Source organism: Vibrio sp. 1580, from assembly GCF_033340055.1.
In genome coordinates this window covers 489163-514646 of the sequence record NZ_JAWOVT010000001.1, presented here as the reverse complement: position 1 = coordinate 514646, position 25484 = coordinate 489163, and the positions used below count along the sequence as shown (strand labels likewise).

Below are 25484 nucleotides of genomic sequence, written 5' to 3'. Positions count from 1 at the left end.
GGGTTGATGAATTAAGATGAACAATTTTGCTTCGAACCCAAAGTTGCGCACATTTCATCAACGATGACATCGCCAAAAACGACTCTCAAGTGTTCATGTGCAAATGATTAACCACCTTTTGTTGCGTGTTTTCTTAGCCATACAGGGCTCTTGTAACATAGTGCTCTTGTAACCAAATTTTGACTAAGTCGGAGCGTTTTGTTGTGTGCTTTAGATAAAGCACAACTGGCGAGAAATTAACGGATTGAATTTAGAGGTATTAACCGTGAACCTAAAACTTGTCGGCAGCTCCCTGATCGTTGCAGGTACTGCTCTTGGCGCTGGTATGCTTGCTATACCAATGGTGCTTGCTCAATTTGGCCTCCTTTGGGGCACTCTTCTTATGTTGTTCATCTGGGCTGGAACGACTTATGCTGCGCTGCTCCTTCTTGAAGCCAGTTGTAAAGTAGGTGGTGGTGTGAGCATGAATGCAATTGCTCGCGAAACGCTTGGTAAAGGAGGTCAGTTGGTAACCAACAGCTTGCTTTACGCCCTGTTAGTTTGTCTATTAATGGCTTACATCATTGGTGCGGGTGATCTCGTACAAAAAGTAACAGCCTCATTTGGGCTTCCAACATCTACGATCTCAAGCCAAGTCGGTTTTACTCTTTTAGTTGGTATCATTGTTTCGGCAGGTACAGGGGTAGTAGATAAGCTGAATCGCGGTTTGTTCCTAGGCATGATCGTAGCGCTGATCCTGACACTTTTTGCGCTTGCACCAAGCGTCTCGTTTGAAGGACTTGATGAGGTTGTGAGCGACGATAAAATGGCACTTATCAAAACCAGTTCGGTGCTTTTCACCAGTTTCGGTTTTATGGTCGTGATCCCATCGCTTGTAACTTACAACAAAGAAGCGAGTAAAACACAGCTGCGTAATATGATTATCGTGGGCTCAACTATTCCGCTTGTTTGTTACCTATTATGGTTGTTAGCGGTTGTCGGCAATCTACCACCTCATGAGCTTGTTCAATACTCCAACGTAACAGAGTTGATCTCGGTACTAGGTCAGCAATACGAGGGCTTAGAGTTCATCCTATCCATGTTTACTGGTTTGGCACTGCTAACGTCGTTCTTAGGTGTTGCAATGGCGCTATATGATCAAAATGCAGACCTACTGAAAGCAAGTAAGCCAGTGATTTTTGTTACTACTTTTGTGCTACCACTATTAGGTGCTGTATTTGCGCCAGAACACTTCCTAGCTATTCTCAGCTACGCGGGGATTATTCTTGTGTTTCTCGCGGTCTTTGTCCCATTATCAATGACCATGAAAGTGCGCCGAGTGCCGGTAAAAGATGACAATATTTATGAAGCTGGTGGCGGCGCAATGGGAATGAGCATGATCTTCCTATTCGGCTGTTTCTTGCTGTTTGCCCAAGCAGTATAAAATCACGCTAGCTTATTTAAAAACTGAGCCGCTCGTAGTCAAACGGGCGGCTTTTTTGTATTCATAGCCGAACCCAGGCCACTCGAAGTCATCAGCATTTGTGATGTTTGACGTTTCTCTGATAATCACGGTTAGCGCTGACTTTTTAGTAAAACTCCTTAGCGAAAGGCTGACATGTACAGTGATTCACCCTTCTATTATATCGATGTTGATATGAATAAGAGGCTCTGTTGTGTCAAAGCAATTATCTTTTGCCATGGTTGGCGTTATGTTGTCTTTAGGTGTGTTGAGTACAGAAGCGGTGGCTGACCCGAAGCATAAGCATGGACATCGGTACGATCACCATCATGCGCATTACCACCATCATAAACACAAGCGCAAGCATAAACATAAACACAAACATCGTGACGTTATTTATGTGGAGACCCGTCGACCAAGGCGCAGTTACTATTACCATGACCGAATTCCTCGGAATAGTACCTACATAAAGATTGGAGATTTCACTTATCTAAAAGTGGACGACCGCTATTATCGTCGTTCTAATGATCGCTATATCCATGTCGAGTTCAATTAAACTTGAAAGGACACATAGTCGGCGTTCTTGTAATGTTGAAGCTTAATAGCACCAACATGGCACATGTAACATCGACCAATACTAGGGTTAAAAACAAAAACAGCGAGCCGGTGCTCGCTGTTTTTGCTTAGATGAGTGTTAGACAGTAAATCTATTTAAGATTTGATCTTGTTTATGTACATCTTCTTGTTGCGCCTGCATCGCGTCGTTGGTTCGATTTGCCGATTCGGCGACTTGAGTCGATAGGTCTTTAATATTCACCGTATTGTTGTTGATCTCTTCAGCGACAAGGCTTTGCTCTTCCGCTGCTGAGGCAATTTGCAAGTTCATATCGGAAATACGCTGAATCGCATCACGAATGCGTTGTAACGCACTATTTGCTAAACCCGCTTTTTCAACGGCCTCTATAGCACTACCTTTGCTTTGATGCATGGCATTTGCCACAGATGAAGCGCCAGATTGTAGTTGCTCAATCATAGTACGAATCTCTGTTGTCGACTCTTGAGTACGTTGTGCCAGTGTACGTACTTCATCTGCAACAACGGCGAAGCCTCGGCCAGATTCTCCCGCACGTGCAGCCTCGATTGCGGCATTCAACGCGAGTAAGTTCGTTTGGTCCGCAATATCGTTGATGACTTTTAGAATCGTTTCGATATTGGCGGTAGCAGATTCCAACACTTGTACTTCTTCGACTGCAAGGTCAATGCTATCGGAAAGCATGTTTATCGTTTGTGTCGATTCACCAACGATAGAAGACCCCTCAACCGTTGCTTGGTCGGCTTCTTTGGCTGCACTTGCCGCACCTTGCGCATTATTAGCAACCTCTGTCGCGGTGACAGACATCTCATGCATAGCGGTAGCAAGTTGTTCTAGCTCTTGCAGCTGAGTGTGAATTGCGCCTGCCGAGTCTTTTGCGCCCTCAGCGGTGATTTGAGTTCCGTTTAAAATTTGATCAGAAATACGTTTCGACTCAATGATTTGCTGTTGTAAGTTCTCCATGAACGTATTGAAGTTTGTGGCAAGCTCAGAAAACTCTTGGTCAGTATCTGTTTCGAGGCGTTGTGTGAGGTCGCCTTTCCCTGATGCTACATCTTTAATCGCATTGTTTAGCGTGTCCAAAGGACGCATGAGAGTGCGAATCAACAGAGTTAGGGCGATAATAGATGCAATCACGGCAATGATTGAATAAATAATAGCGTTGTTACGGAGCTCTCCTACGGCAGAATAGGCAACAGCTTCATCGATCACCGAACCTACGTACCAGTTCTCGCCAGGAATGTGAGTCAGGTTAACCATGTAGCGGTTGCCATCAATCTCAACATGTTGTGCTGATTGCGTAAGTTCGATTTGTGGGAGGTAGCTACCGACTTTCTCACCGTTGTATTTACTTTGAGGGTGAGCAATGGTTGTGCCATCAGCGGTGACCAGAAATAAGTAACCAGCATCAAACAGATTCACTTGGTTGACCAGATCTGAAAGGGTAGTTAATTCGAGGTCATAAAACATACCGGCTAAAAACTGGCCATTTTCTTTTACTGGCGTACCAACAGAGATGATAACGTTTTTCGAAGACGCATCGACGTACGGATCGGTTACGACCAAATCGCCTTTGCTCTTAGCTGCAATAAACCAAGGACGCTGACGTGGGTCGTAGTCTGGACCCGCATCCCAGCCGTCGTCATTTTCAATCACAAAGCCATTACTTTCATAACCAAAACCGATGGCAAGGAAGCTGCTTTTTGGCGTGGGTCTTTCAAGTATGTTTTGAACATAGCTATGTGAACTGGGATCAAGCTCAATCACTTCAGTAATGGAGCGAGCGAGATCCTTCTTTGCATTCATTTCTGATTGCACAGTGTTACCAACACTGGTCAATATCTCGTTGACACTTGAGTCGATTTGCTCCTGAGTTTGGGAGCGGATGGTCATAACTTGTTGTGTCGACAATAACGACACGGTAATTAGCAGCAAAAATGAAGAGGCTGTGACAACCTTATGTCTGAATTTCATGAGCTTTCCTCTGATTCTCCCGGTTGGTTCCACTTTGCTTTCGCCTCTTTTAAACCGGGCGAATTGGGCATAAAGAGAAACCTATTGTGTTTGGTTATATTTTTATCGACATCTTTGTCAAAAACATGAACTCATTTGTCGTCTTTTTTAACTAAATTTAAACAAAACGATAGTTTACGTTAAAACTTGTGAGTGTGATCATGTTTGCGAGCTCGATTAATGAAATCGTCATAATGAAAAGAATTGCTTAACAAACAGTGGTATCAACTGGTTTTACAGGTGAGGTGATGAAAATTTTGTTGGTGCTGACAGGTGTTTTGTTTAAGTTTTGTCTTTGTAAACTATGAGCTTTTTACTAAAAGCCTAATGTGGACGGAGTTTTAGGTATAAAAAAGGCCCCGACGATGCGGAGCCTTTGTTAATTGACGTCTCGATTTTAGAAAATAAGATGAGCAACGCCAGCAATCACAGGTAACGTGATTAGCGTACGTAAAATGAAGATTACGAAGAGCTCTACAATGTTTACTGGAATTTTGCTGCCTAACAGTAGGGCACCTACTTCCGACATGTAGATAAGCTGAGTTACTGACATTGCCGCAATAACAAAACGTGTCATTTCGTTATCGATTGATGCCGCTAAAATTGCTGGAATAAACATATCCGCAAAGCCAACAACGATTGTCTGTGATGCTGCAACAGGTTCAGGGACTTGCAGTAGCTCTAGGTATGGGATAAACGGTTGACCCAGAATTGCAAATACAGGCGTGTATTCTGCAATCACCAATGCAACGGTACCAAGACCCATAACTACAGGTAGTACGCCAAATACCATATCGACTGCGTTGTGTACGCCTTCTTTAAATACAGACTGAACCGATGTGACTTGACCAGCTCGCTTAAGAGCTAGATCCATACCCCAAGAGAATGTGGTGTGGCCTTCTGGCACTGCATCTGCGTCTTTATCAGGGTTGCCGCCGTCAATGTAGCGATCTTTCTTCAGACTAAGCGGAGGCAGGCGAGGAATGATAATCGCAGCTACGATACCAGCTAGACAGATAGCGCCGTAGAAAGGCAAAAATAAGTGCTCTAGTTTTACCTGAGCGATAACAACTAAGCTAAACGTGATCGATACTGCTGAGAAAGTGGTCCCGACAACAGCCGCTTCACGCTGAGTATAGAACTTATTTTCGTATTGCTTGCTGGTTAGCAAGATACCAACACTTCCGTCGCCTAACCAAGATGCCATACAGTCAATTGCACTGCGGCCAGGTAGGTTGAATACCGGACGCATTATTTTACTGAGTAACGCACCAAATAGCTCCAGAAGACCGAAGTTCAAAAGAAGCGGAAGCAGTAAACCCGCGAAAATGAAAACGGCAAACAGAGTAGGTAGAAGACCAGTAAGAACAAGCCCGCCAGTGTTCTCTTCCCAAATTGCTTTTGGACCCACTTGGAAGAACGTCATTAACACGGCAGCGCCGCCTATTAAACGAACAACGAGCCAAAGTGGAGATGGGTTGAAGAGACCGTTTAAAAAACCATTACGTAAAATTGCAGCTGGCTTAAAAATTTTGCAAAGAACAGAAGCAACGGCCATGAAAGCGATGATACTGGTGACGATAGCAATCAAGGTATCGCCTAACACCGCTGGGATGACTTTTGCCATCACTGCAACGGGAATGGTTAGGCCGCCATCGTAAGAGATCGGAGCCATAAAGAGTAGAAGACCAATTAGGGAAGGGATGAAAAACATCCAAAAGTTGCCCTTAGGAGCTTCAGTAGCATTAGTGGTGTTATGCATAGTTGTCTCGTGTTACTACTAGTCAATACTTGCCATTTCCATGACATAAATATTCACTAAACATCCGTATTTAATCACAGTTTTGCGGAGGGTACCCGCAAACTGCATCCATTGCAATACTATTCATTAAATACATCTAGTTATTCAGCCGATTTGTCGGGTAATTGGTCAAATAACGTCTAAGTGTATGCGAATATGTTGCTTGTGTTAGAAAATTGTAGCACGAGAGGCGAATTGCGCAGTGAATTATGGGGCGCATTGTGACTGGAATAATAAAATGGTAAACAAATGTGATTTTGATCTAACTAACTTCTTAGCCAGAAATTCAGTTAGCCTTATCTATTCTAAGGTTTTTAGTGGTGTCAAAATACCGTTCAGCGTTTCTTGTACCGTTGCAGTGTGAACCTATTGAGCCAAATCCGATTGAAGCATGTCGCTTCAATCGGATCGAAATTTTATGCTTTTTGTTGACGGCTAAGTATGTATAGGTAACTCCAGTAAATCAGAGCCGTAGAAAAAGCCAATATTGCTGGGAAAACCAGCGTATATAAACCATATACCGTAAATAGAGCCGCTCCCGCGACGCCGCCAAACAAAAAGCCAAAGAAAATGAATAGGAATAATTTTGCTTTACGTCGGTCAAATTGACGACCTCTCAAGCTTTCTCCAATCATAATCCCTAGATCGGTGATGATTCCGGTCATATGTGTGGTTCTGACTACTGCGCCGCTAAACGTGGTGATCATTGCGTTTTGTAATCCACATGCTGCTGATGCTAGATATTGACCGTACAAATCCCCTTGCACCAAAAAGCCCAAGCTGAGTAAGAGCAAGCTCCCTTCTATGCACAGTGCAACACCATATCTTCGCCCTAGTTTTAACGCACTGCTTTCAATAAAAAAGCCGCTAAAGGCAGCGCCAATCAAAAAGCTAAATACGATGAAGAGCAGGTGAATGGAGCTCTCCACACCTGTTAGCAAGCTGTTCCCTAGCTGAGTTACGGTTCCCGAAAGATGAGTTATCGCTTGGTGTTGAAAGCCGAGAAGACCAACGGCGTTGACGCAGCCCGCGAGAAGAGCTAGTAGAAACGCGCCATATTCCACCCAACGAGGAAGTCTGGAAATCACAATAAACCCCCACCAAATATTAGGAGCCGATTATAACGCTCACACCGAGTTACGAAACCCTTTACAGTAAAACTCGATTGATCATTCTCAAAAAAATCTCACTTATAGGGCGTTTGTCCGAGCCAAAGTAAATACGTGAACGAGGATTGCTCGCTAGCAGATGTGTTCCGTTGTGCATTCGAAACTCACCCACCCGTGTTTCATTTGTTCATAGACTGAAACGGTAGGTTGGTGGAACTCTTTATCGGTAAATAGACCGACGGGAATGATCATGATTTCTGGGTATGCAGAAACGAACAACCTCATTGTCGTGCCGCAGGATGGACAAAAGTCATACTGAACCTCACTGCCATCATCGCCAATTCGGGTATAGCTAGTGACTTCACCGTTTAAAGTGACGTGCTCTTTTTCAAAGCGAGCTTGTACCCCAAAAACACTGCCAGTTCGTTTTTGGCATTCGAAGCAATGACGGACAGACGTGTGGGTGGGCTCTCCCTTACAACGGATCTCAACTAAACCGCAGGCGCACTCGCATGTATGAATGGTTTTTGTCATCGTGATTACCTATTTGTCCCAACACACCGATAGACCTAGAGCACAGAGCTTGTGTCACTGGCTCGTTATTAGCTCTGGACTTGAAACTATTTGGATACAATCAGTTTAGTTTAATTTTGAAACACTTGAAGAGGTGAAATCATTTGGGTATACAATGGTATACTCGCTTTTCGTTTATACCTTGAAACAAGGAAGCCTTCATGACTTACAAAAAAATCCTGCCGATACCACTTATTCTACTTATTCCAATCGTTTTATTAGTTGTGGTTGTGATCGCAGGTGTTTATCGTTTTAGTTTGTCTGATGACGAGATCATGGCTAAGTTTCCTCAAACAGAAGTAGAAACTAACGTTATTGTGCAAGAGACGCTTGGCATCACTGCACGTAACCCTTGGACGATCCAAGTACCCGAGCAAAGTGCGGTCACTTTTCTTGATGAGTGGGATAAAGAAAACGGCTATTTGATCGGTGACTATGATGCAGGTGCGACAAAAGGTCAGATACTTGTTCCAACTGCGTCGATTAGTCAGCGTGAGATTGAAGGTGTTTCATGGGTTGTTGCACCGATGATTGTAACGACACAAGGTAGCGGTTCGTTTAACTATGTTGGCTTGTTCAAGTTTGACCCCGTGCCGAGCCGAGTTGTCCTTTTAGACAGTATTTTTGTTGGTGACCGCGTGAAATTTACTCAGCTCGAATGGAAAAGTGATACAACTATCACGCTTTCATATTTAGCGCACGGTGACGATCAAGCAATGGCAGACACGCCAAATCAATTCAATTCATCCACATTACAGCGTGTAGGGAATAACTTACATATGCAACAGTGATGGATTTTTTTTGAGTTCTGTAAAAATTCAGTATTTTCTGCGCTAGATCTCGAAATTTCCTAGTGATTTCTTATTCGGGAATGCATAAGCTATGAGCCTTGTTTGAAAGGAGATAGTAATTCCCGTGTCTACAAATGAAATTACAAGACGGTTGCCGAATCTGACAAGTCGTAGAGCGCTGCTGTTATACTCCTTGCCAGTTTTAGTTGCGATTGGTGTTTCTCACTCTCTCAAAGAGTCACCTTTAACCAAAACCATCGCATTGAACCTACCTGAATCTCAGGTCGTTGAAAAAATTCTTGATGCGACAACTGCCGAAGTTGTCACTCCCCCGAACTTCGAATATCAAATCCAAGCAGGTGACAACCTAAGCACTATTTTTAGTCAGCTCGGTTTCGGTTACAGCTCGTTAATGAAAGTAATGGAAACGGATTTGAACTACTTGGCACTTGATACACTTAAGCCGGGCAATACGCTCCGTTTCTGGCGTGATGATGCAACAGGCGAGTTAGCGAAAATGGAACTGCAATTTTCTATTGCAGATAAAGTGGTCTACAAGCTGAATAGTGACGGTAGCTATGACTTTACTGATATTTCCATTCCTGGCGTGTGGAGCCAAGAACCTTTAGTTGGCGTCATTCAAGGCAGTTTTTCTTCTTCTGCTAGTCGTTTAGGTTTAACGTCAGCGGAAGTGAGTCAAGTCGTAAGCTTACTCAAAGAACAACTTAACTTTGGACGTGATCTTCGTGCAGGTGACCGATTTGAAGTTGTTCGTCGCTCACAAAGCATCAATGGTGTACCAACAGGTAAGAACGAAATTGAGGCGATTAAGATTTATAATCGCGGCCGCGAGATCACCGCTTACCTTCATACTGATGGTCAATTCTACAATGCCAAAGGTGAAAGCTTACAGCGCGCATTCCAGCGTTACCCTGTAAGTAGTCGTTGGCGTATCAGTTCTGGCTTCAACCCTAATCGTTTACATCCAGTAACGGGGCGTGTTGCGCCGCACAACGGCACTGACTTTGCTGTACCAACCGGTACACCAGTCGTTTCTACTGGTGATGGTACAGTGATCATGACTCGTAAACACCCATATGCGGGTAACTACGTGGTTGTTGAGCACGGCAGCAAATACAAAACCCGTTACTTACACCTAAGTAAGATTTTGGTGAAGAAAGGGCAAAAGGTTTCTCGAGGCCAGCGTATCGGTCTTTCTGGTAAAACAGGTCGAGTGACTGGGCCACACCTTCACTATGAGTTGATTGAATACGGCCGTCCAGTTAACGCTATGCGAGCAAATATCCCAATGGCGAGTTCTGTTCCTAAGAAAGAGATGGCTACTTTTGTCGCGAACAGAGATGAAATGGATAGACTATTACGCGATAAAGAGAAAGCAGTGCTGTAATAAAGTACTTCGCTTAAAAAACAAAAAGAGACTAAGCATAGCTTGGTCTCTTTTACTTTGTGCATTAACTAGATTTGAATTCTATGACAGCAGTCTGTTCAGTACGTTAGGCACTCCGCACTTCACGTTCATTTATCAGGTGTACGATTTCTTCAACACTGTGTGGACGAGAGTAAAAATAACCTTGGATGTAGTGGCAGCCCATTTCAATTAACTTTTGTAGTGCTCTATCGTCTTCTACGCCTTCGGCAATCAAATCCACATCAAGCAGCTCTGCCAATTGCGCTATCAAAAACACTACTTGTTCAGAGGTTGTATTTGAGAGCATGTTCTGCACAAAGGTAGCATCGATTTTGATGCTATCAATCGGATAATTGTGTATATAGTTCAAGCTTGAGTATCCCGTACCAAAATCATCCAGTGCGACTTTAAAACCCAAGTATCGCAACGAGTTAAGTACCATCTGTTCACGGCCACTTTGTGAGAGTAAGACGGTCTCGGTGAGCTCTATAACAAAGTCTTTTGCTTCGTGCTGATACTTTTCAACCATGTTGGTTAAGTGATTAATATAACGGTTGGAATCAACCAGCTCATACGCTGAGCAATTGATGGAGAGTTTGACTTTATAGCCTAGGTTCGCTTCGAGTTCTTGCTTTGCGATACACGCGAGTTCAATAATCCGTTCACCTAACTCGATAATCAGGCCTGATTGTTCGGCAGCTTCAATGAACTCCGCTGGAGAGATATTTCCATAGATATTGCTATTCCAACGAGTCAAAATTTCAAAGTAATTCCAGCGGTCGCTCGTGATATCAACGATCGGTTGAACCACTACATACAACTCATCGCTGTCTTGTATATCAGTACTTAGCTGGATTCGCATTGCCTCAATAAGCTGCGTCCTACGGTGGTATAACGCACTAAGGTGTGTGTCGTAATGCTGAATCCGTGTATCGCGGTGTTTTTTACAATCTTTGAGAGCGAGACTGGCATTCAAAATCAGCTCATCACTGTTCAACATATGTACTGGGGCACGTGCAATACCAATACTAACGGTGAAAGAAATCCGGTTAGATTTGTCGCTGTAGCCACTTTCAATTTTGTCGAGTACTTCCTGACACACGGCGACAGGATCTTCGTCGTACGTGATGAAGGCGAATTCATCTCCTGCGACACGGAACGCATTGTTTGGCGACGACAAACTCTGTTGAATGGCGTTAGCTGTGAACTTAATGATTTGGTCGCCGATATAGTTTCCGTTGATATCATTGATCGATTTGAAATTATCGATATCAAGATACGCCAAACTGAATGGGCGAGTCGCCTGCTGCGTTAATGTCTCCAAGGTATCAGCTAAACAGCTACGGTTGAGCAGTCCAGTTAGGTTATCATGCGATACCTCATAGCTAAGCTGATTAAGAAGCTTATCTGAACGTTCACTGACCCACTTTTCACGTAAGCTATGAATAATGACATTGGCATAAAATCGGTGGAAGTCGAGGATATCTTGCGCTTCTTTCGCGTGGATGCTTCGGGTAAAGGTAGACAGTAAAATTCCCAGAACTTCGCCATTTTGTGTCTTCAATGGCAGGCCAATGTAAGCTTGAATGCCATCTTCTTGAAACATCTGATCTTCAGGAAAACGCTTGTATACCTGGTCTTGATAGAAAATATGTTCGCCAATGTCTTTCGCCACTTTTTCACAGGTGGTGCCTGAAAGGTGGTAGCTTAGGTTGTCTGTAATTTTTCCATTGCTGGCGAAGGAAATGGTATGAGCCGAATGCTGAAGATGCGCAACTTCTACAACGCAAGTGCAATGGCTCTGCAAGTGTTGATGAATATCTAGCGTGACTCGGTTTAGCTGAGCCGTGCCGTTTAGCTTCAATATCTCATCAATTTTGTGGAAACTGATTTGTACCTGACCCATCGAGCATTTCACCTAGCGTTGTTATTAACATATCGTGTAAGACACGACGAATTATTATTTGATATGCATCAAATAAACTATCGGTTACTAAGGCAGATTTTTCAAATTTTGTGAACGAACAAATCATTATTTTCATGTTTTTATGCTTGAACCTTTTAAAGTTATAGCGATAAAAACGCTAAGCTAGGCGCGCTTCTCCTCTTCTAATCGTGATTTGAGATAATCGAGGAATAGCTTAGTTCGGGTGTGCTGATAATCCAGCTTTGGATAGTAGGCATATACAGTGGCTTTATCCGCTGTGATATCGGGCAGGATAGGGACTAACGCGCCGGATTTGAGATCATCTTTGATCATGACGTTGTTCGTCATCAAAATACCCATGCCTCTTTTGGCACCATGAAACAGCGCTTCTGGGTTGGTCGTGGCAAAGTTACCGGACAAGCTGATACGTTTGCCTCGATTTGTTTTGATTTCTCGTGAGGGTTTTTCTCCCCAAATCAGGACATTATGCTCTGTCAGATCCTCAACGCATTGTGGTGTTCCATATTTTTTTAGGTAACTAGGCGCGGCGTAAAACTGTGCTTTGTGTTCGAAAAGCGCTGTGGCTTTGAAACTTAGAGAGTTCAGTTGCTCTAATTCCCGGCTAATAAACAGGTCTAAGCTTAGCTCTGGCAATTGGCCTGGTAGCGTTGTTGTTAATTGAAGTGTGATGTCTGGATATTTCTCAAGAAAATCATCAAGATAATGAACTAGAAATTTAGAACCAACGGCCAGCGTTGCCCCAATTTTTAATAGCCCCGCTGGTGATTGGTTGACTGAGCGAGTTTCATCTAATACCGATTGCCATGAATCAAGCTGACTTTTTGCTCGTTGATAAAACAGAGCACCAGCTTCAGTTTGGCTAATTGAGCGGGTCGTACGTTTGAGTAGTTGAACGCCAATTTTATCTTCTAGCCATTGAACTCGCTTACTGATAGCTGAGCTGGTGGTATTGAGTTTCCGCGCTGCTGCATTAAAGCTACCTTCTTCGACCACACGAATATAACTCTTCACGCTTTGAATCCAGTCCATTGTATCTCCTTGGGAATTAATTCCTTTCCAACTTAGCTGATTATCATCTTTGAGTATCAAATATACACTGTTTGCCATCAATCTGTCACAAAGTAGGAGGAACGTTTGCGTAAAACACCATTGTTATTAGCGATGATGATCATTGCCACAGGCCAAGTTGGCGTTAGTATTTATCTTCCTTCTTTGCCATTGATTGGTCATGACTTGAATTTGCCGCAACATTCGATTCAGAATCTCGTCACGCTATTTCTCGTTGGCTTCGGTATCTCTCAGCTTTTTTACGGCCCATTGTCTGATGCGATTGGTCGTCGGCCGGTGTTTATTCTGGGGCAAAGTGTATATCTAGTTGGTACGGTTATTTGCATCGCGTTTTCGGACAACATTGTTGCCCTTGAAGCGGGACGGTTACTGCAAGGCCTAGGAGCGGGCAGCGCTTCGGTACTTGGTCGGTCAGTACTGCGTGATAGTTATGACGGTATGCAATTAACCAAAGCGCTATCTTATATTTCAGTCACTGCTTCAGTGATGCCAATTATTGCTCCGCTGTTTGGTGGCTGGATTGCTTTTCACCTGAGTTGGCACGCTGTCTTCGTGTTTGTACTGATTTACTTAATGGCAATTTTTACACTTGGTTTATTGGTGCTGCCAGAAACGCTGCCTTATCCGAAGAGAAAATTTAAAGTAGGCGAAGTAAGCGCGAACTATTTGCGTCTGTTAACGAATACACAAGTGATTGGTAGTGCGAGCTACAACTGGCTTAGTTATTTATCGGCTCTGGTTACGCTCTCCTTGTATCCATTTTTAATGCAACAAGAGTTAGGATTAACGGCGGCAGATTACGGCTCTTTGATGATCATACCATCAGTTGGTTTGCTGACGGGTAGCTTAGTGCTGAACTTGATCAATGCTCGTTACAAAGCTCAGCAAATCTTGCTGATGAGTTTCGCGATTGTTGCTGTTGCTGGCTTCATGTTGTTGGTTACCCCCTTCAGTGTATTTTCATTGCTGACGGCATTCACGTGTTTAAGTTTTGCTCAAGGCATGTCATTCCCAGTATCGATCAGTTTGCTACTTTCACCACATAAGCAACAGGCAGGCGCGGTTTCTGCGCTATCTGGTTCTATTCAAATGTGTTTAGCAGGTTTGTTTGGTGGGTACTTAGTAGACTCATGGGTTACGAATCAGCAGCAGCTTGGGGTGTTTTATTTGTTTATTGCGTTACTTTCTTGCTTTGTTCTTGTACTAAGCCAATTTCGTAAAGTGCCAGAAGGGACGGTTCAAGCAGAAACTTCCATCTGAATATACTTGCAACCAGAAGGTCGGCTTTCTAAAATGCGCAGCTAAATTAAGCTTGGCCTGTTGTGTATACTGAATGACTTGGTTTGAAAGGAAGAGGGCGAACCTTGATACTTCTCTCAAGCTTGGAATACATTTCTGCCCAATGGCTATCCGATCTCTAATCGTTAGGTGAAAGAATGCAACAAAACGAATTTGAAACACTGGTAAAAGAAATTACTCAGCAAGAAAGCATGCCAAAGGCACTTGAAATCTTGAAGGCGTGTGAGGAAGAAGAAGTTGCACAAGCGGCGCAATCCCTAACGGGTCAGTTTGGCCTTGCAGAAGTTGATGGTGAGAAACGTATTTACCATATTACCACTCAAGAAGATGAGTCCGGAGAAGAGCAAGAATACGTAGAGCACGTCATGAATGAAGGCGATCACTTGATCAAGTTTGCTGCGTGGTTCTTTGAAACATTCTTTGAAATCAAACAGAAAGATACGTACGTCGCAGCGGGTAAAACATACCAACAACCTAAGCGATAGACGCTCATTTCAAGAAATCCACGAAAACCAAACTGAAAGTTAATTACAAAATAAATGTGACTGGAGTCTTGTTTTTATCTAATTGTGGTGTAAAATTACAACATAGTTAAGTCAATACATTCAGGAGAAGGTCATGGGTAACGAACTTGGTGGTGCTTATATTGGCCAGATGATTGCAAAAGACGCGATGCACAAAGCGCTTTACGGTAAAGCGAAGAAGAAAAAAGCTTCTGTTTTTGCTCGTGTTATTAAAAAACTGGCGAAATAATTTAAAAAGCCCTGATTGAAAAATCAGGGCTTTTTGCTTTTCTCTGTTTTGTTGTTAGTAAGTAGCCAACATATTGCACAACATTGGCAAAACGCTACTCAAAGATTGATGACATTTAAATCTAGAATTACGCGGATTGGCTTGGTATCTCCACAACATTGTTAGGCACTTTATCTAGCCCCTTTGCTGATAACCACTTTTCTAAATCGTCAGCGCCTCCAATATATTTTCCATCTAACCAAATTTGCGGCACTGTTACCGGTGTTTTTTCGCCAATGATGGCTTTTACTTCAGGAATCATGCGGTATAAGGCGGCGCTGTCTTTAACTACATCATGGTACTCATACTGAACGCCAGCCTCGTCAAGTAATTGTTTGGCTTTGACACAGTAAGGGCAAGTTGCTTTACCATAAACAATGTTGCCTTTTAGCTCATCGCGTTTTACCCACTCAGCAATAACAGACTGTACAAGCACACCCCGATTCAATGCTTCTCCTTGGCTGATAACTTTCCCTTCGACAAGAAGAATGGGTGCATGCCAAGCACCAGTTTTTAATGGTTCCCACCAGTGCGATAACCAATCTTTTACTTCAAGTTCAACGGGCACATCGGCTAGTTCGTTTTCAAAAGTATCCTTTAAAATATCTTTGGTTAATGTACATTCACCACAAGGAATATTGACTTTGAATGGGCCCCAACTACCAGCCCAGCGATACAGTGTAATTTTGATTGGTTGACTCATATGGGTTCCTCATTTCCTTTCCTGAAAATATAGAACTTTTAAATTAGATTTTTCTTTCAACTAACTTTGTCTTTTTCGCTTCCCAATGCGTAATAAACGCAATAGATGCAATAATAATCGCAGCACCTAACCATAAACGACCAGGTGGCACCCAACCAAACACCAACCAACCAGCAACAACATTCAAAGGCAGTTTGGCGTGATCAAATGGTTGCACAAATGAGGCGTCTGCTACTGCATATGCTTTAACGATAGCCCATTGAGCGAGTGCTGTAAGTGCACCTGCGGCTAAAAGCACACCCCATATCGTCCACGTATCTGGCATAGTAAACGTCGGTATCGCTAACAAGATATTAAATGGCGTTATCAGCAGTAATAAATAGACGACCATGGTTGAAGGCGGATCGTTTACCGACATTTTTTTAACCATTAATGAATACGCTGCCCAGAAAAATGCGGCGCCAACAGGGAGCAGGGTCGCCCATGTAAATGAGTCTGCCCAAGGCTCAAGAATGATCATGGCACCAACAAACCCCGTCAATGTAGCGAGCCAGCGTGCAGTACCTACTTTCTCTTTGAGTAACAAGCCAGAACCAACTGTGGCAAATAACGGGGAGGTCATGAGAAGTGCAATACCTTGCCAAATTGGAACTGGGTAAGCGAGAGCCCATAACCAAAGTTGAATCCCGATAACAGAGAGAAAAATGCGGAATGCATGCCAGCCAAAGTGTTGGGTTCTTAAAGAACGTCTAATCCCAAGTGTACGTAGGTAGGGCAGAATAACAAATAAGGCGATTGCATATTGGAATAACGCAAATGTGGTGGAGGAGACACCAAAGTTGATGCTAGCAATTTGGGCGAAGTTGTTCACTATGGCGAATGCCAAGCCAGCTGTTAGCATCCAGGACGCACCTTGAACAGGATGATGATTCAATTGAAAAATTCCAGTTTGATAGAGGTGGCGGGATCATACGTCCTATTGTTTTTCGCGCCAATAAAAAAATGCCTCCCAGAGGGAGGCGACATTACCAATTCAAAGGACGTGCCTGTTATAACAGGTACAAAGAACGAGAAGCACAAACGCTGCCATGCATTTGCATAAATAATATTGCAGAACACGTGCCAACTTTTATATATTTGATTTTAAATGGTTTTTTGGTTTTTCTATGTTGTCGATTAGATGAAATGCACTAACTTAGTGATCAATCGCATTAAAAGAGGGCAGAAGTAGGCGTCGTTACGCTCGTCTTTCATTGCTGAGCGATGCTTGGATAGTGTGAAAACTTATCGAGTTGTGTTGGGTTAAATAAAAAATGGCCAGCAAAGGTGCTGGCCAAGTGGACTCGCTCTTAGGACAAGAGTGAATTAGAAATCGTAACGTACGCCTAGGCGCAGTGTATCTTCGCCTTCTGTTACTAGACCTGTTGTTGCATCTTTTGCTTCATCAAGTTGGTTGATGTAGTAAGACAGGTAAGTACGGAAGTTGCTGTTTAGTTTGTAGTAACCAACAAGCTCGATACCTTCAACGGTGTCGTACTTTGAACCGTTGTCTGGATCATTCTCTTGAGCTGTGTATAGAGCTGCAAGTGTCACTTTGCTTGCTACTTTGTAGCTTGCGACTAGCTCGTAAGCCGTAAAGTCTTCAGAGTCAGTCAGGGAACCTTGAGAATAAGTACCTGCTAGGTAAAGGTTGTCCATCGAGTAAGCGATACCACCTAGAATTTGATCTTCAGAGTTATCTTTATCTACATCGCCACCAGAGTATGCAAGACCAAAGTCGAGGCCCATTGGTAGTGAGTACATTCCAGAGATGCCGTATTTATCTTCGTTATCGCTAGAGTTTGCTTGGTAGGTTGCTTGAAGTTGTAGTGCATCAAACGCACCACGGTATGCGAAAACGCTGTCTTGCTTATCAGAAGACGAATCAATAACTTGCTGAACACCAGAGAATTCAGTGATATCCGTCATGTCAGAGATGATGACGGCAGCCATGTCTTGACGACCTACAGAGAAAGCACCGATATCAGAGTCGACGCCTGCATACATGTAGCGGTTTTTGAATTCACTCTTGCCCGTTTTTTGTTCGGCTTCGTAAACACCGAAAGCAGAAAGGCCGTTGCCGATGTCTGTTTTACCTTTTAGGTTAAGACGAGCACGGCTTTTATCTTCCATAGAACCTTCAACTTCAGCACCGTCTGAACCGATGAAGTCACCACGAAACTCAACGCGGCCGCCAACTTTTAATTCAGTACCGTCGTTTTTGTATACAGTTGCTGCGAATGATGGTGCTGATACCAATGCTGTAAGAATTGCAGTAGTTAGTGCTGCCTTTTTCATTTTCTTATTACCCTAGTTGTAATCGATGGGCTTTCTTGCCCGATGTGTTGATGACGCTAAGGTAAAGGCTGAAAATGAAAGATAGATTTCTGTTAAGTTATGATTTGATTGCACTTTTATTGCTGGAAAGAATAAGTTCCCCTTCTCATACCACTTATAAAAAGAAAGGTTTATCTTTTTTGAGGTTTTTTCCTCTCCGTTGAAGACTGTGTTTTTTTCAAAAAGTTCCTGAATTGTTTCTTGACCCTAAATGTAAGTAAACATTTCAATTTGGCAGGGAAGTTTGGCCTAAAAATAGCGAATCATCAGCTATTTGTGAGCTCACTCTCTCTAAAGCATTTCTTATTGTAAGGTTTTTATTTCTCGATTTCTTGAAGGCTAAGTAAACGATTGCTTTTTAGGTTTTGTCTGAGATCTTTTCACTCGGTTGTCAGGAACTAATCAAATAAAGTGTCGGCAGTTGTTACACAAAGGTAAAACTAATCTGGTGGAAACGATGCCTCGGATAGCCTTTGTATTCCTCTCTTTGTTCATCATTTCGTTTTTACGAAAGTGAACCAAAGCCGGGTCTAAAACTGACTAACCAACTAATAAGTAATGGATTTAGAAATGAATAAAAAATTATTAGCAGCGGCAATCGCGGCAGCAACCTTCGGTACTCAAGCAGTTGCAGTGGAACTATATAATAACGATGGCACAACATTTTCGATGGGCGGCCACGTTTCTGTTAATTTAAATGGATCAGAGCAAGGTGACACGGATGTGGGTACTAACTCTCCTCGTATCAATATCTCTGCGACACAGGATTTGGGTAATGGCTTCACCGCAGACGCACGTGGTGAATGGGCGCTAAACTACTTAGACGGTGGTGAAGAGTCGTTTAAAACTCGTCTAGGTTACTTAGGTATAACTCATGAGGTTTATGGTCGTGCAGTAGGTGGTACGCAATGGTCACCTTACTACGATGTCGCAGGTATTGCAGATATGCCAATCGCGTTTGCCAACGACTTCATCTATGACGATCATGGAAACCTTGGCACTGGCCGTGCGGATAAAATGCTTTCTTACCGTAATGCCATCGAGTTGGGTGAAGCGGGTGTGATCAACTTTGGTCTTGGTTGGCAGGGTGCAAACGATGATTACACGCGCAACGATGCTGGAGTTATAACTGGCGGTGCTAAATACGATGACCGTGTGCAAGCTGCGCTTTCTTACTCAATCATGGGCGCTAAAATCGGTTATTCATACAATGGCGGTGATTTCCAGCACCCTGCATATGCAGGTAAGCACACGGCGGAATCACACGTTGTATCAGCATCTTACGGTGCGTACGGCCAAGGCCTATTCCTTGCTGCGGTTTATGGTTCAAACGAAAACATGAACTTCAGTGCAAAAGGCGACCGTTTAGAAGAAAGTGATGTGTACGAAGCGATCATCGCATACGCTCTGGCGAACAGCCTAAACTTGAGTGTTAACTATGAGATGGTGGAAGGTAAAGAGTTTAAGAGCTCTAAAACAGAAACTGCTCGTGAAGAAATGGCACTACAAGCAGAATATAACTTCACGCCTAAATTTGTTGGTTACGCGGGTTACCAGTTTGACCTAAATGACGACAATGGTCGTGAAACTGATGACAAATGGGCGTTAGGTGCTCGTTACTACCTATAATAGGGTTTAGCGAGAACTATTATTCAAGCTCATTGATCTAAAGCCAGCCTCGTGCTGGCTTTTTTGTCTATTTGTTTTACAAATACTTTGCTGTTTCAATTAGATGATACAAAACTCAAAACGGGGTGAATGTCTTATTTTTTACACTAGAGGTTGCTATTTAGTGTCGTTAAGTCAATAGGTTAGATTATGATGGGATTTTTGTTTTGCAGGGAAGAATGATGAGTGTTATTCAAGTTGAAGAAAAGAAAGTAGAAGTGGGTAAAGTGCTTTGTGTTGGACGAAATTACGTTGAACATATTCATGAGCTTAATAATGCAATGCCTGAGCAAATGGTGGTATTTAATAAACCCGCAACTTCCGTATCAACAACTCTGCGTTCATTCCATCAAGAGCCCCTTCATTATGAGGCTGAAATCTGCTTTTTGATCAAGGATGGACGTTATTCAGCGGTTGGTTTGGGATTGGATCTGACCAAGCGTGGTTTGCAATCCTCGCTTAAAAATCAGGGGTTGCCGTGGGAGCGTGCTAAGGCATTTGATGGCTCTGCTGTGTTTAGTCGGTTTGTCTCTTTGGATAACATTGATATCAATGATCTTAACCTTGAGCTCTTAATCAACTGTGTTCGTGTACAAAAAGGTCACGTTAACCAAATGCTCTATCCGCCGCTAACTATCCTGGATGAATTAACCAGTTACACAACACTTCAAGATGGCGATGTAGTGATGACTGGTACACCAAAGGGCGTTGGTGAGGTACATGAAGGTGACATCTTCCTTGGTCGATTAAAGTGTGGCGATGTCACCTTGTTGGAGATTGAGTGGTTGGCGGATTAAAGCCAAATTCGCAGAACGAGAAATACCACCATACTGATGACCGTCGTTAAAAGAACATTTTTAGTAAAATACGCGATTAAAGCAGCCAGTACGGCAGCCAGTAAAAATGGGTTTTGCACATTGACGCTGAGCTCCCCATCGGGAATGAAAACGATAGGTGCCCAGATCGCAGTCAGTACTGCGGGGCTAGCGTAATTGAGTACTTTTTGAGTGCGCGTCCCTAATCGCAATGGTAGCTTGGGTTCTAAAAACAAGTAGCGGCTGGTGAAAACAAGTACCGTCATCAGCAAAATAGCCAACATGATCATTAGCGTTTCTCCTTTACTTGTTCCACAAAGTAACCAGTAAGCATGGCTAAAATGCTCGAAATCATCAAACTTCCCTCAATTTGATAATAGGTTAGGGCAACTGAGCTCACCAAAGCTACAATAACACTCGCGAGCACCGCTGCATTTTTAATGGTGGGTACTACTATCGCGATAAAAGTAGCGGCTACAGCAAATTCCAAACCCATTTCGTTCAGTTCAGGGATTAGACTTCCCGCAATAATGCCCGTCAATGTCGCGACATTCCAAAACAGGTAAAAACTCAGACCAGCCCCAAGTGCATACCAGCGATTAAACTGTTTATCGGAATGGTGGCCTACAATCGCAAACAGCTCGTCAGTAAGTAAGAAGCCGAGTGATAATCGCCATTTTAGAGGGAGCGGTGCAATTTTACTGCGCATCGATACACTGTAGAGGAAATGTCGAGAGGTGATAAAAAACGTTGTCAGTAACATGGTCACTAGACCTGCTCCGGTTTTAATCATTCCCATCGCGACGAGCTGTGCAGAACCTGCGAACAAAATGGCGGATAGTGCTTGTCCTTCCAAAGGGTGAAGCCCAGTATCAATTGCGAATGAGCCTGCGAGTAAGCCCCAAGGGAGCACTGCGATACTCAGAGGCATCATCGCAAGTGTACCTTGCCAAAATAGCGTGGCTTTTGATTCTTTTTGTAACGGCAAAGTGTGGTCCATGGTTTCTTCTTATTTATTCCTAAATCAGATTACCAAGATAGCTCGGTAGTCGCATAGCGCCTTGTACAATATTGCTGCTTTAGCTGTGACGGACGTATTGGCCGGGAGTGACGCCCATGGCTTTTTTAAAGTGTCGATGCAGATGGCTTTGATCATGGAAACCGCATTCTTGTGCCACGTCTGAAATTTTTTGTCCCATTTTTAATAGCTTCTTCGCCATACGTAAACGTTGCTGAATTTGATAGGCATGAGGCGGAAAGCCAAATTGCTTTTGAAACTCTCTCAGCAGATGAAAAGGGCTTAATCCAGACAGTTTCGCGAGTTCTTCTAGTGAGACGTCCGTTTGTGGAAAGTCTTCCAAAAATTCTCTGACGAGCTGCACTTGTCGCTGAGCTCTGGTTGACTCTTTCAGTGGTGCCCGATGAGTGCTGTGTTTACTGGCTAGCTTGATCAACGTGCCGTAAACCAAAGTTTCTCTCAATAAACGGTTGTCTGATTTTTCTAGTGTTTCAAATACCAGTCGTAACTGACTAGCCAGCTCAGGATCGTAAACCACAGGTTGAGGGAAATAGGGCAGAGCTACATTTGGTGAGCCAAGCTCTTGTCCTAAAGTTTGAAACTGCTGAGGTACGGGGTACATTGCTTTGTATTCCCAGCCGCCTTCCGAGGCTGAATGCCCGTTGTGTACTTCATCTGCATTAACAAGGATGATGCTGTCCTGTGGCGCGATATGATTCCCGCCCGTCCTAAAAAATTGTTGTGCCCCTTTTTCGATGACACCAATAGTGTAACCTTCGTGGCTATGGCGTGAAAAATTCTGCTTCTCATACTTTGCATCGAGAAGCTCTAAACCTCCGAGCTCTTGAGCTATCTTGAAGGTAGCGATTTCCTTATTCTTTTCTTTCATCTTTATCCGGTCTGCTCAAGAAAATCATTTTAGAAGTGTAACGGATCCATAGTGCTTATTTTTGTACAAAATTGCTATTCGATTTTGATAAACAGGCGAATTGATTGCTATTTTTCGGCTGGGCAAACTATGATTTTTATTTTTTGATTTATCTTGGCTATTTTGGGCTGGATGATGTCATTTTGTTGGTATAACATTCGCCGCCTTGTTGTAGAAAAGCGGTTCCATCATGATTGATTTATCTGTACTTCCTGTTTATCTCACCGCAGTTGTCGCCTTATTGCTCTTACCAGGGCCTGATATGTTGCTGATAGCGAGCTCAAGTATGAGTTACGGTAAGAAGGTCGGTCTTTTTGCTAGCTTAGGCAATGCGACGTCTGGTGTTATTCTTACTTTGCTTGCTGCAATGGGCGTATCTACCCTGATTGCCATGAGCCCAATAGCCCTTAAAGTCCTTCATCTATTAGGTGGCGCTTACTTGCTAAAAATGGGTTGGGACTGCTTACGAGCTGAGGCATCTTCGGCTCCAGAGCTTGATGGTCAAAACAAAATGGCATCAACTTATTATCAGCGTGCTTTGATGAGTAATTTGCTTAACCCTAAAGCCTTGGTCTTTTTTGTAATGTTTTTGCCGCAGTTTGTCTCAAGCAATATCACGGCATCTTCCGGTGAGCAGATGCTAGCGCTAGGGTTATTGTTGAACGTTCTTGGCTTGTCATTCAATTTATTACTTGTTGGGTTAGCAGGCACATTGGGCAAAGGGCTGCTCGAGAACGAAAAATTCCGCACGTATCAGCATAAACTAATGGGGTTAGTGTTTGTTATTCTGGCGTTGTGGATGCTGAGTAGTTTCGCCTTGTAAAGTTATCATATTCCATCAGAAAGCCAGCAATTGCTGGCTTTTTGTTTTAGGATATTGGTGTTTCCTAAGGAGAGGATATATGAAGCTTGAATTTTGTTTAAATCCAGATCAAACAGACCTTGATTTTGTTCGTGAAGGTATTCGATCTTATAACCGACTGCATTTACCAGAAGGGGAAGTGCATGCTGTAGGCTGTTTCGCAAAAGATGAGAATGGCAAGATCATGGGTGGCTTGACTGGCGAAATGTTTAAAAATACGGTGTTTGTTGAGTTTTTGTGGGTAGACGCTGAAAGTCGAACCTCTGGTCTCGGTAGCCAATTAATGTCGATGCTAGAACAAAAAGTAAAGCCTCACGGGGTTACCCATGTTTATTTGGATACCTACAGCTTTCAAGCTCTTGAGTTCTATCTCAAATTAGGTTTTGAGAAAGTGGGGCAGTACTCAGGCTATCCTGCAGAAGGCATCCACAAGTACTTTCTACAAAAGGAAATTGTAGGCTAGGGAAAAGCACGGGTTAGCTTGACTTGTTCTAGTCAAAATCAAAAAAAGAGGCGCGAATTTGCGCCTCTTGTTGTATCAAATATCTATGTTTCTCTTTGACTTACAAACTTTGCTGGTGCGCTTCGATAAGTTCGTTCATCTTCGCTTCTGCTGCTTGCTGTGCTTGTTCATAGCTCATATCCGCAGGGAAGAGGTTGATGACTTCGTAGTAACATTTTAGTTTTGGCTCAGTACCAGAAGGACGAACAATCACGCGTGATTGATCTTCTAGGTGATAAATCAATACGTCACTTGCTGGTAAGTCAATGGATTCTTCAGAGCCGTCGTCAAACATGCGAACCGATGTTTTAAGATCTTCGGTTACTGCAACTTTTTTACCAGCAATCTCTGTTGGTGGGTTTGCTCGGAGTTTGTCGCCGATTGGTGGAGAGTTTGGGTCGAGAGCGATGCTTCGTTGTGCGTTGAAGTAGAAACCGTGCTCGCGGTACAGCTCTTCCAGTTTATCCCACAGTGTTTTGCCTTGCGCTTTAAGCTTGCCTGTTAGCTGTGAAAACGCGACGATTGCAGATAAACCATCTTTATCCCACACCTTGTTACCCACGGTATAACCGAGCGCTTCCTCATAAGCAAACAAGAATGGGTTGGTTTCTGTCTCTTGTTCCATGGCAACGTTAGTAAGCCATTTAAAGCCAGTTAATGTTTGATAGTATTGTGCGCCATGCGCCTTAGCGATGCTGCTCAGCATTCTTGAGGATACGATGGTGTTGCCAACCAAAGCGTTAGGTTGCTGTTCCAACAAGCAATCGCCAAACAGTGAGCCCACCTGATCACCCGTTAGCATTTGATACTCGCCATCTGGGCGTTTAACTGCCACGGCAAAACGGTCCGCATCTGGATCGTTAGCGCAAGCGATATCGGCATCTACGGACTTACCTAACGCCATCACCATATCCATTGCACCGGCTTCTTCAGGGTTTGGGAAGTTGACGGTTGGGAAGCTTCCATCAGGTTCGCGCTGTTCCTTAACACTTGCCACTTTTTGGAAGCCTGCGTCGGCAAGTAGCGTTTCCGCCATATTCGCGCCAACGCCATGCATTGCGGTGTAAGCAATAGATATATCGGTATTGTTGTCAGGAGTAAGCAGCGCGTTTTCATTCATTGTCTTACGGTAAGTTTGGTAGTAGTCGTCTTCCAACCAAACTAACAAACCGTGCTGTTTTGCATCATCGAGAGACATTAAAGGTAATGGCTTCGTTGTTGCGTCATCAATTTTCGCTGCGATTCCAGAGTCGTGCGGAGGAATAATCTGTGCGCCATTCTCCCAATATACTTTAAAGCCATTGTATTCTGGTGGATTGTGACTGGCAGTAACAACAACAGCGGCCGCAGCATTCAATGTACGGACACCAAACGCAACAATTGGGGTTGCTGCAACGTCATACGTTAGGTAAACCTTGATACCAAGGGCCGTCAGTACGGATGCGGTATCATGCGCGAATTGTTTTGAATCGGGACGACCGTCGTAGCCAATAACGACACCACGACTCGCGGCATCTTTGACTTGCTCAAGCAAATAGTTCCCTAAACCAGTGGCGGTCTCTTGAATCACCAAGCGGTTCATTCGGTTTGGACCTGCGCCCACTTTGCCACGTAAGCCTGCAGTACCAAAGGCAAGGCGTGAGCCAAAGCGATCAGTAAGCTCTTGTTCATTGTTCGTATCGACGAGGTGTTGTAGCTCTTCACGAGTCTTAGGATCAGGGTCTCGTTTTAGCCATTGCGTAATTAGTGCTGTCAT

At 43.6% G+C, this 25484-nt stretch carries 24 protein-coding genes; 11 read left to right on the top strand and 13 right to left on the bottom strand.

Annotated features, from left to right (window positions below; all coding sequences use genetic code 11):
• The first annotated feature begins 265 nt into the window (after positions 1 to 265).
• Complete coding sequence (locus tag R7093_RS02320) at positions 266 to 1423, top strand: amino acid permease (RefSeq protein ID WP_047101651.1); 1158 nt, start codon at positions 266 to 268, stop codon at positions 1421 to 1423.
• A gap of 232 nt (positions 1424 to 1655) precedes the next feature.
• Entirely contained in the window at positions 1656 to 1997 is a 342-nt protein-coding gene (locus R7093_RS02315) for a hypothetical protein (RefSeq protein ID WP_080960076.1), read from the top strand.
• A 138-nt stretch (positions 1998 to 2135) separates the two neighbouring features.
• Here the strand turns inward: R7093_RS02315 and R7093_RS02310 are convergent, their stop codons facing one another.
• From R7093_RS02310 to R7093_RS02295, 4 genes are all read right to left on the bottom strand, one after another.
• Positions 2136 to 4007, bottom strand: coding sequence for a methyl-accepting chemotaxis protein (locus R7093_RS02310; protein ID WP_017821611.1), 1872 nt, complete (start codon positions 4005 to 4007; stop codon positions 2136 to 2138).
• A gap of 436 nt (positions 4008 to 4443) precedes the next feature.
• On the bottom strand, positions 4444 to 5808 hold the full coding sequence (locus R7093_RS02305) for a YjiH family protein (RefSeq protein ID WP_047101646.1): 1365 nt from the start codon (positions 5806 to 5808) through the stop codon (positions 4444 to 4446).
• Positions 5809 to 6263: 455 nt separating this feature from the next.
• A complete protein-coding gene (locus R7093_RS02300; protein ID WP_047101645.1) occupies positions 6264 to 6935 on the bottom strand; it encodes a YoaK family protein in 672 nt (223 codons plus the stop codon).
• Positions 6936 to 7088: 153 nt separating this feature from the next.
• A complete protein-coding gene (locus R7093_RS02295) occupies positions 7089 to 7490 on the bottom strand; it encodes a GFA family protein (RefSeq protein WP_047101644.1) in 402 nt (133 codons plus the stop codon).
• Positions 7491 to 7690: 200 nt separating this feature from the next.
• Between R7093_RS02295 and R7093_RS02290 the strand changes: the two genes are divergently transcribed.
• Positions 7691 to 8320, top strand: coding sequence for a hypothetical protein (locus R7093_RS02290; protein ID WP_047101642.1), 630 nt, complete (start codon positions 7691 to 7693; stop codon positions 8318 to 8320).
• A 124-nt stretch (positions 8321 to 8444) separates the two neighbouring features.
• Positions 8445 to 9728: a peptidoglycan DD-metalloendopeptidase family protein gene (locus tag R7093_RS02285; RefSeq protein WP_318146483.1), complete on the top strand. Its 1284-nt coding sequence runs from the start codon at positions 8445 to 8447 to the stop codon at positions 9726 to 9728.
• 106 nt (positions 9729 to 9834) lie between these two features.
• On the opposite strand, the gene R7093_RS02280 is transcribed toward R7093_RS02285, so the two are convergent.
• Together R7093_RS02280 and R7093_RS02275 are read right to left on the bottom strand one after the other, a co-directional pair.
• Positions 9835 to 11655: a putative bifunctional diguanylate cyclase/phosphodiesterase gene (locus R7093_RS02280; RefSeq protein ID WP_047101640.1), complete on the bottom strand. Its 1821-nt coding sequence runs from the start codon at positions 11653 to 11655 to the stop codon at positions 9835 to 9837.
• 183 nt (positions 11656 to 11838) lie between these two features.
• Positions 11839 to 12726, bottom strand: coding sequence for a LysR family transcriptional regulator (locus R7093_RS02275; protein WP_017635852.1), 888 nt, complete (start codon positions 12724 to 12726; stop codon positions 11839 to 11841).
• A gap of 105 nt (positions 12727 to 12831) precedes the next feature.
• On the opposite strand from R7093_RS02275, the gene R7093_RS02270 reads away from it, so the two are divergent.
• The 3 genes from R7093_RS02270 to R7093_RS02260 all read left to right on the top strand — a co-directional run bounded on the left by R7093_RS02270 (position 12832) and on the right by R7093_RS02260 (position 14817).
• Entirely contained in the window at positions 12832 to 14025 is a 1194-nt protein-coding gene (locus tag R7093_RS02270) for a multidrug effflux MFS transporter (protein WP_017821607.1), read from the top strand.
• Positions 14026 to 14201: 176 nt separating this feature from the next.
• Positions 14202 to 14549 (top strand): hypothetical protein, encoded by a 348-nt coding sequence (locus R7093_RS02265; RefSeq protein ID WP_005375501.1) that lies wholly within the window; start codon positions 14202 to 14204, stop codon positions 14547 to 14549.
• A gap of 133 nt (positions 14550 to 14682) precedes the next feature.
• Positions 14683 to 14817: a hypothetical protein gene (locus R7093_RS02260; RefSeq protein ID WP_017635854.1), complete on the top strand. Its 135-nt coding sequence runs from the start codon at positions 14683 to 14685 to the stop codon at positions 14815 to 14817.
• A 127-nt stretch (positions 14818 to 14944) separates the two neighbouring features.
• On the opposite strand, the gene R7093_RS02255 is transcribed toward R7093_RS02260, so the two are convergent.
• The 3 genes from R7093_RS02255 to R7093_RS02245 all read right to left on the bottom strand — a co-directional run bounded on the left by R7093_RS02255 (position 14945) and on the right by R7093_RS02245 (position 17896).
• On the bottom strand, positions 14945 to 15559 hold the full coding sequence (locus R7093_RS02255) for a glutaredoxin domain-containing protein (protein ID WP_025768469.1): 615 nt from the start codon (positions 15557 to 15559) through the stop codon (positions 14945 to 14947).
• Positions 15560 to 15602: 43 nt separating this feature from the next.
• Entirely contained in the window at positions 15603 to 16460 is an 858-nt protein-coding gene (locus tag R7093_RS02250; protein WP_318146482.1) for a DMT family transporter, read from the bottom strand.
• 464 nt (positions 16461 to 16924) lie between these two features.
• Positions 16925 to 17896: a porin gene (locus R7093_RS02245; RefSeq protein ID WP_005375535.1), complete on the bottom strand. Its 972-nt coding sequence runs from the start codon at positions 17894 to 17896 to the stop codon at positions 16925 to 16927.
• Positions 17897 to 18505: 609 nt separating this feature from the next.
• Here R7093_RS02245 and R7093_RS02240 point away from each other — a divergent pair.
• Entirely contained in the window at positions 18506 to 19564 is a 1059-nt protein-coding gene (locus R7093_RS02240; protein ID WP_047101621.1) for a porin, read from the top strand.
• 221 nt (positions 19565 to 19785) lie between these two features.
• Positions 19786 to 20400 (top strand): fumarylacetoacetate hydrolase family protein, encoded by a 615-nt coding sequence (locus tag R7093_RS02235; RefSeq protein ID WP_017635857.1) that lies wholly within the window; start codon positions 19786 to 19788, stop codon positions 20398 to 20400.
• Here the strand turns inward: R7093_RS02235 and R7093_RS02230 are convergent.
• From R7093_RS02230 to R7093_RS02220, 3 genes are all read right to left on the bottom strand, one after another.
• Complete coding sequence (locus tag R7093_RS02230) at positions 20397 to 20708, bottom strand: AzlD domain-containing protein (RefSeq protein WP_005385193.1); 312 nt, start codon at positions 20706 to 20708, stop codon at positions 20397 to 20399. The two genes, R7093_RS02235 and R7093_RS02230, sit on opposite strands and share 4 nt — an antisense overlap.
• Positions 20708 to 21418, bottom strand: a complete 711-nt coding sequence (locus tag R7093_RS02225) for an AzlC family ABC transporter permease (RefSeq protein ID WP_005375526.1) — start codon at positions 21416 to 21418, stop codon at positions 20708 to 20710. The genes R7093_RS02230 and R7093_RS02225 overlap by 1 nt, the downstream gene beginning before the upstream one ends.
• 79 nt (positions 21419 to 21497) lie before the next feature.
• Positions 21498 to 22325 carry an AraC family transcriptional regulator gene (locus R7093_RS02220; RefSeq protein ID WP_005385198.1) on the bottom strand — a complete coding sequence of 276 codons (828 nt, stop codon included), beginning with the start codon at positions 22323 to 22325 and terminating at the stop codon, positions 21498 to 21500.
• 229 nt (positions 22326 to 22554) lie between these two features.
• Here R7093_RS02220 and R7093_RS02215 point away from each other — a divergent pair, with 229 nt between their 5' ends.
• Positions 22555 to 23187, top strand: a complete 633-nt coding sequence (locus tag R7093_RS02215) for a LysE family translocator (RefSeq protein WP_005375522.1) — start codon at positions 22555 to 22557, stop codon at positions 23185 to 23187.
• Positions 23188 to 23266: 79 nt separating this feature from the next.
• Complete coding sequence (locus R7093_RS02210; RefSeq protein ID WP_005375519.1) at positions 23267 to 23689, top strand: GNAT family N-acetyltransferase; 423 nt, start codon at positions 23267 to 23269, stop codon at positions 23687 to 23689.
• Between the two features lie 100 nt (positions 23690 to 23789).
• Here the strand turns inward: R7093_RS02210 and R7093_RS02205 are convergent, their stop codons facing one another.
• Positions 23790 to 25484 carry a phospho-sugar mutase gene (locus tag R7093_RS02205; protein WP_047101619.1) on the bottom strand — a complete coding sequence of 565 codons (1695 nt, stop codon included), beginning with the start codon at positions 25482 to 25484 and terminating at the stop codon, positions 23790 to 23792.